This is a genomic window from Bradyrhizobium sp. (assembly GCF_030646015.1).
GTDB lineage: Bacteria > Pseudomonadota > Alphaproteobacteria > Rhizobiales > Xanthobacteraceae > Bradyrhizobium.
On sequence record NZ_JAUSLT010000012.1, the window covers coordinates 1 to 4,668 of the forward strand.

Sequence of the window (4,668 nt, forward strand, 5' to 3'; positions counted from 1 at the left end):
CCGGCCATGCCGCTCCAGAAGAACTGACCGGCCGAGCCTGGGAACGGCGCCATGCCGCTCGCGTTACGCACCGCAAAGCCGAGCCCGAATCCGTGGCCGGCCGGCATCAGCGGCGAGTCGACCTTGACGTCGGCGCCGAGATGATCCGACGCCATCAGCTCCAGCGTCTTGCGGCCGATGATCCTGGTGCCGTCGAGCGTGCCGCCGCCGAGCAGCATCTGGCTGAACCGCGCATAATCCATCGTGGTCGACAGCAGGCCGCCGCCGCCGGATTCCATCACCGGCTTCTCCAGCATGTTGAAGAACTGCACCTTGTCGCCGGTCCAGGGATCGTTCGCAAACGGCTCGGCGAGCCGGCCGGCGTTCTCCTCGCCGGTGTGAAACGCGGTCTCGGCCATCTGCAGCGGCGCCAGGATACGCTCGGTCAGGAAGGCGCCCAGGCTCTTGCCGGAGACCACCTCGATGACGCGGCCGAGAATGTCGGTGGAGCGGCTGTAGTTCCACTCGGCACCTGGCTGGCACATCAGCGGCATGCCGGCGACCAGCGTGGCGTGCTCGGCGTTGCTGATCTTGCGGCTGCGCAGCCGCGACTGCTGGTACATCTGCTGCACCAGGCCGTTGCCGGTGTGGTCGTAGGTGATGCCCGAGGTGTGGCGCAGCAGATCCTGTATCGTCATCTGCCGCTTGAGGGGGACGAGGTCGAGCTTGCCGTTGTTCTCGACGCCGACCTTCTGGTCGGCAAATTCCGGAATGAATTTCGCGACGGGATCGCCGAGCAGGAAATGGCCGTCCTCGACCAGCATCATGATGCCGACCGAAACGATCGGCTTGGTCATGGAGAAGATCCGGAAGATCGAGTCGTGCGCCATCGGCGCGCTCGCCGTCGGGCTCTGTTTGCCGAGCGCCTCGAACCAGCCGATCTGGCCGCGCCGCGCCACCAGCACGGTTGCACCGGGCAGGGTGCCCTTGTCGATCTCGCGCTTGAAGGCGTCCGACATCCGCTGCAGCCGGGCCGGGGAGAGACCCAGCGCTTCCGGTTTGGCCTGGGGGAGGGAGGGGGTCTGCGGAATGGCGGTCGGCTTTACGGCAGTTTGCGCGTTCATGGTCTCTCCCGTTTGTTGCTCTTGTTGCTTGCGGTGGCGTTGCCTAGGCTGACCGAAGTCTGGCGCAGAATGCGCGGCTTGAACAGGGCGTTACCGCAAGACAATGATGCGAACGCTGCTTCGGGTTCTCGCTATCGTCGCCGTCTCGGCGGCGTGGCCGATGGCAGCCGGTCACTCTGCCTGTCCCGAACGCCCCGCCTGCCGCGGCTGTGGTTGCAAGGGCGGCCCCGGATACCGGGCTCCGGATGGGCATTGCGTCGGCTTCAAGGAACTCGACAAGGTGTGTGGCAACCCGCCGAACCGTTGCGTGTTTGAAAATGCCCCGGGAGCCGGCGAAAATCGCGAATGCGCGCGGCCGTCGCGACGGCCTTCCGACAAGGCGCAGAGCCAGGCCTGGCCGCCGGGCGGAGGGTGGTTCCGCCGCTTCGCCCTTGCAATCGGGGCGTTTCCTATGCTTGAAACGGCGCGGATCGGCGGCGACGCAAGGTTCTGTAGGGGTGTAGCTCAGTTGGTAGAGTACCGGTCTCCAAAACCGGTTGTCGCAGGTTCGAGCCCTGCCGCCCCTGCCAGCATTATCAACTACTTAAGCTGATTTTCCGCGACACCCGGTCAAGCGCTTCAAGCGCAGCCGGAAACGTGGTCCGCCGCGGGCGCGTCGTCGCTGACGCGAATCCCATCTCGATGGAATCAGAGCGTGCCCGCGATCGCCCTGTCGTGTTGCTGCTTCGGTTCGGTGAGGGGCGCGCGGGTTTCGTCCGCAACTGGATGGTTGATGTGGGCATGGGCCGGTCTCTCGACCCGCTTCGACCACGACCTGTAATAGGCGACCGCTGTCATGATCGCGATGCCGCCGGTTCCGAGCAGCAACTGCGCGAGGGGCCCGTCGGCAGTCGTCTGCAAGACAAAGGATGCAAGGAACGAGAGGTAGATTCCGACGCAGAACACCTCGAGGGATTGCTGGCCGCATTTGACCAGCGGCCGCCAGATCGCGGCTTGCAGTCCCGGCGCATCGATCGGTATCAACCGCACCACCACGATGACCAGAATCGCCAGATGCAGGAAGCGATAGGGCGCCAGATTGGTCTTGTCGTTCGGATTGAAAGCCTCGAACAGAACGCGCGGAAAGATGGCCTGTGGCTCGGGCAGGTGCGCCGCCAATGTCATGGCGGCCGCAAACAGCAGGTAAATCACGGCAAAGAACAGAACGATCCGGGAGCGGACCAGGAAATGCAGGGTATCGGCGCCGCCCAACGCCAGCCACGCGCCCAACACGAAAAGCAGTTGCCACGCGAACGGATTGAAATACCAGACACCGGCCGGATACGAGGGCAGGTTCCAGCCGAAGTGCCGGGCGGCGAAATAGAGCAGCACCGACCCCAGCATGACCCAGTTACGGTGCCGGAGCATCAGCCAGAGAACCGGCGGGAAGGCGCCCATCAGGACGACGTAAAGCGGCAGCACGTCCAGATTCAGCGGCTTGTATTTCAGCAGCAGGCCCTGCGTCAGCGTGTCGACCGGAGCGACCAGCAGGGGTGCGACATTGAATCGATGGATGAAGTCGGAAGCGTCGAACCTGTCTGACAGGAAAAGCACGGAAGCCAGATAGAACACGAACAGCAGGACGTGAGCGACATAGATCTGCCAGACCCGCCTGACCAGCCTCGTGGCTCCGAAAACGAAGCCGCCCTCGAGCATCTTTCTCGCGTACACGAGAGCCGACGTGTAGCCGGAAATGAACACGAACAGGTCGGCGCCATCGCTGAAACCGTAGTTTCGGAACGAGAACCAGGCCAGAACGGTGCTGGAAACATGCCCCAGGAACATGGCCCAGTTGGCAAGGCCACGAAACAGATCGAGACGCAGATCCCGCCGGGAGGGTGGAAGTGCAAGCTCGACGCTCATCTTTGCTCAGCTCACAAGTGACGATCCGGGGCAATGAGGTTGCATTGCACCTGGCTGACGGCCCGCGTCACCCCTCGCCAAGAGCCCAATCAATGCTAGGGACAGCGTGGGCGGTCCTGTTGAGCCAAGTCAAGGCAAGTCAAGGCAGGCGGCTTTGGGATCCGGCGCGCGGACAGCCGGTTCCCCCGGGGCACCTTGACCTTTTGGGCCGTCCGCAGTACACAGCCGCACCTGCTGCCGGCCCGTTTTGACGGATATCCGGCGCGGCTTTGAAATCCCCGAACAATCGAGCCCGCTGGCCGGCTCATCCTTCAAGAGAGGGCTGGGCGCCAGAGGGCTGTTCGGATTCCTTAAAACCCAGATCGTCCTGAGGGGCGCGGATTACACAAACGATGGCTTTCAGCCCGTTCAAATTCCTGCAGGAAGTGCGCTCGGAGACCGCCAAGGTCACCTGGCCGACCCGCCGCGAGGTGACGATCACCACCATCATGGTGTTCGTGATGGTGGCATTGGCCTCGATCTTCTTTTTCGCCGCGGATCAGATCATCCGCTATCTCGTCACCTTCTTGCTCGGTATCCGCTGATGGCAAGCGCCGGAACACAGACGATGGACAAGCGCTGGTATATCGTTCACGCCTATTCGAACTTCGAAAAGAAGGTCGCGGAGTCGATCCGCGAGCAGTCGAAGCAGCGCGGGCTTGAAGAGCTGTTCGAGCAGGTGCTGGTGCCGACCGAAAAGGTCACCGAAGTGCGCCGCGGCCGCAAGATCGACGCCGAGCGCAAGTTCTTCCCCGGCTACGTGCTGGTGAAGATGAAGCTCACCGACGAAGCCTTCCATCTGATCAAGAATACCCCGAAGGTAACGGGCTTCCTCGGCGCGGAAAACAAGCCGATGCCGATCTCGGAAGCCGAAGCCATGCGGATCCTGCACCAGGTGCAGGAAGGCGTCGAACGCCCGAAGGCGTCGGTCTCGTTCGAGATCGGCGAGAATGTGCGCGTGGCCGACGGCCCGTTCGCGTCGTTCTCCGGTGTGGTCGAGGAAATCGACGAGGCGCGTTCGCGCGTGAAGGTCGCGGTGTCGATCTTCGGCCGCGCCACGCCGGTCGAACTGGAATTCGGTCAGGTCGAGAAGGTCTGATCGTTTACCTCTCCCGCTGTGGCGGGGCGAGGGACAAGCCGTGGGAGGAGAGGGATGATCGCCAGTCATCCGTCGAACCGCACCACGGTCCTGTGAAGCTTCCGGGTTGTCCGGAAACAACATGAGGAGTGCTAAATGGCGAAGAAAGTGACCGGATACCTGAAATTGCAGGTGCCGGCCGGGTCGGCGAATCCTTCGCCCCCGATCGGACCCGCGCTTGGTCAGCGCGGCCTCAACATCATGGAATTCTGCAAGGCGTTCAACGCGCAGACGCAGAAGGACGAAAAGGGCACCCCGATTCCGGTGGTGATCACGATCTATGCCGATCGTTCGTTCACCTTCGAGATGAAGACCCCGCCGATGTCCCATTTTCTGAAGCAGGCGGCCAAAATCCAGTCCGGGTCGAAAGCCCCGGGCCGCGACAAGGCCGGCGCGGTGACCAAAGCGCAGGTGCGCGAGATCGCCGAGAAGAAGATGAAGGATCTCAATTGTGACTCCATCGAGTCGGCCATGAAGATGGTCGAG

5 protein-coding genes and 1 tRNA gene are annotated in these 4,668 nt (G+C 62.8%); 4 read left to right on the forward strand and 2 right to left on the reverse strand.

Going from position 1 to position 4,668, the window contains the following annotated elements; translation table 11 throughout:
- Positions 1-1,103, reverse strand: a 1,103-nt coding sequence (locus Q7T45_RS01005; protein ID WP_304866267.1) for a serine hydrolase, incomplete at its 3' end; no start/stop codon positions are given.
- Between the two features lie 493 nt (positions 1,104-1,596).
- Between Q7T45_RS01005 and Q7T45_RS01010 the strand changes: the two genes are divergently transcribed.
- Positions 1,597-1,672, forward strand: a tRNA-Trp gene (locus tag Q7T45_RS01010).
- 118 nt (positions 1,673-1,790) lie between these two features.
- On the opposite strand, the gene Q7T45_RS01015 is transcribed toward Q7T45_RS01010, so the two are convergent.
- On the reverse strand, positions 1,791-3,005 hold the full coding sequence (locus Q7T45_RS01015; RefSeq protein ID WP_304866270.1) for an OpgC domain-containing protein: 1,215 nt from the start codon (positions 3,003-3,005) through the stop codon (positions 1,791-1,793).
- A 392-nt stretch (positions 3,006-3,397) separates the two neighbouring features.
- On the opposite strand from Q7T45_RS01015, the gene secE reads away from it, so the two are divergent.
- The 3 genes from secE to rplK all read left to right on the forward strand — a co-directional run.
- Positions 3,398-3,589 (forward strand): preprotein translocase subunit SecE, encoded by a 192-nt coding sequence (secE, locus tag Q7T45_RS01020; RefSeq protein ID WP_304744893.1) that lies wholly within the window; start codon positions 3,398-3,400, stop codon positions 3,587-3,589.
- A gap of 23 nt (positions 3,590-3,612) precedes the next feature.
- The gene (nusG, locus tag Q7T45_RS01025; RefSeq protein WP_291860669.1) at positions 3,613-4,143 is read left to right on the forward strand and encodes a transcription termination/antitermination protein NusG; all 531 of its coding nucleotides are present in this window, start codon (positions 3,613-3,615) and stop codon (positions 4,141-4,143) included.
- Positions 4,144-4,278: 135 nt separating this feature from the next.
- The coding region (gene rplK / locus Q7T45_RS01030; protein ID WP_304866277.1) for a 50S ribosomal protein L11 at positions 4,279-4,668 on the forward strand (390 nt) is incomplete at its 3' end.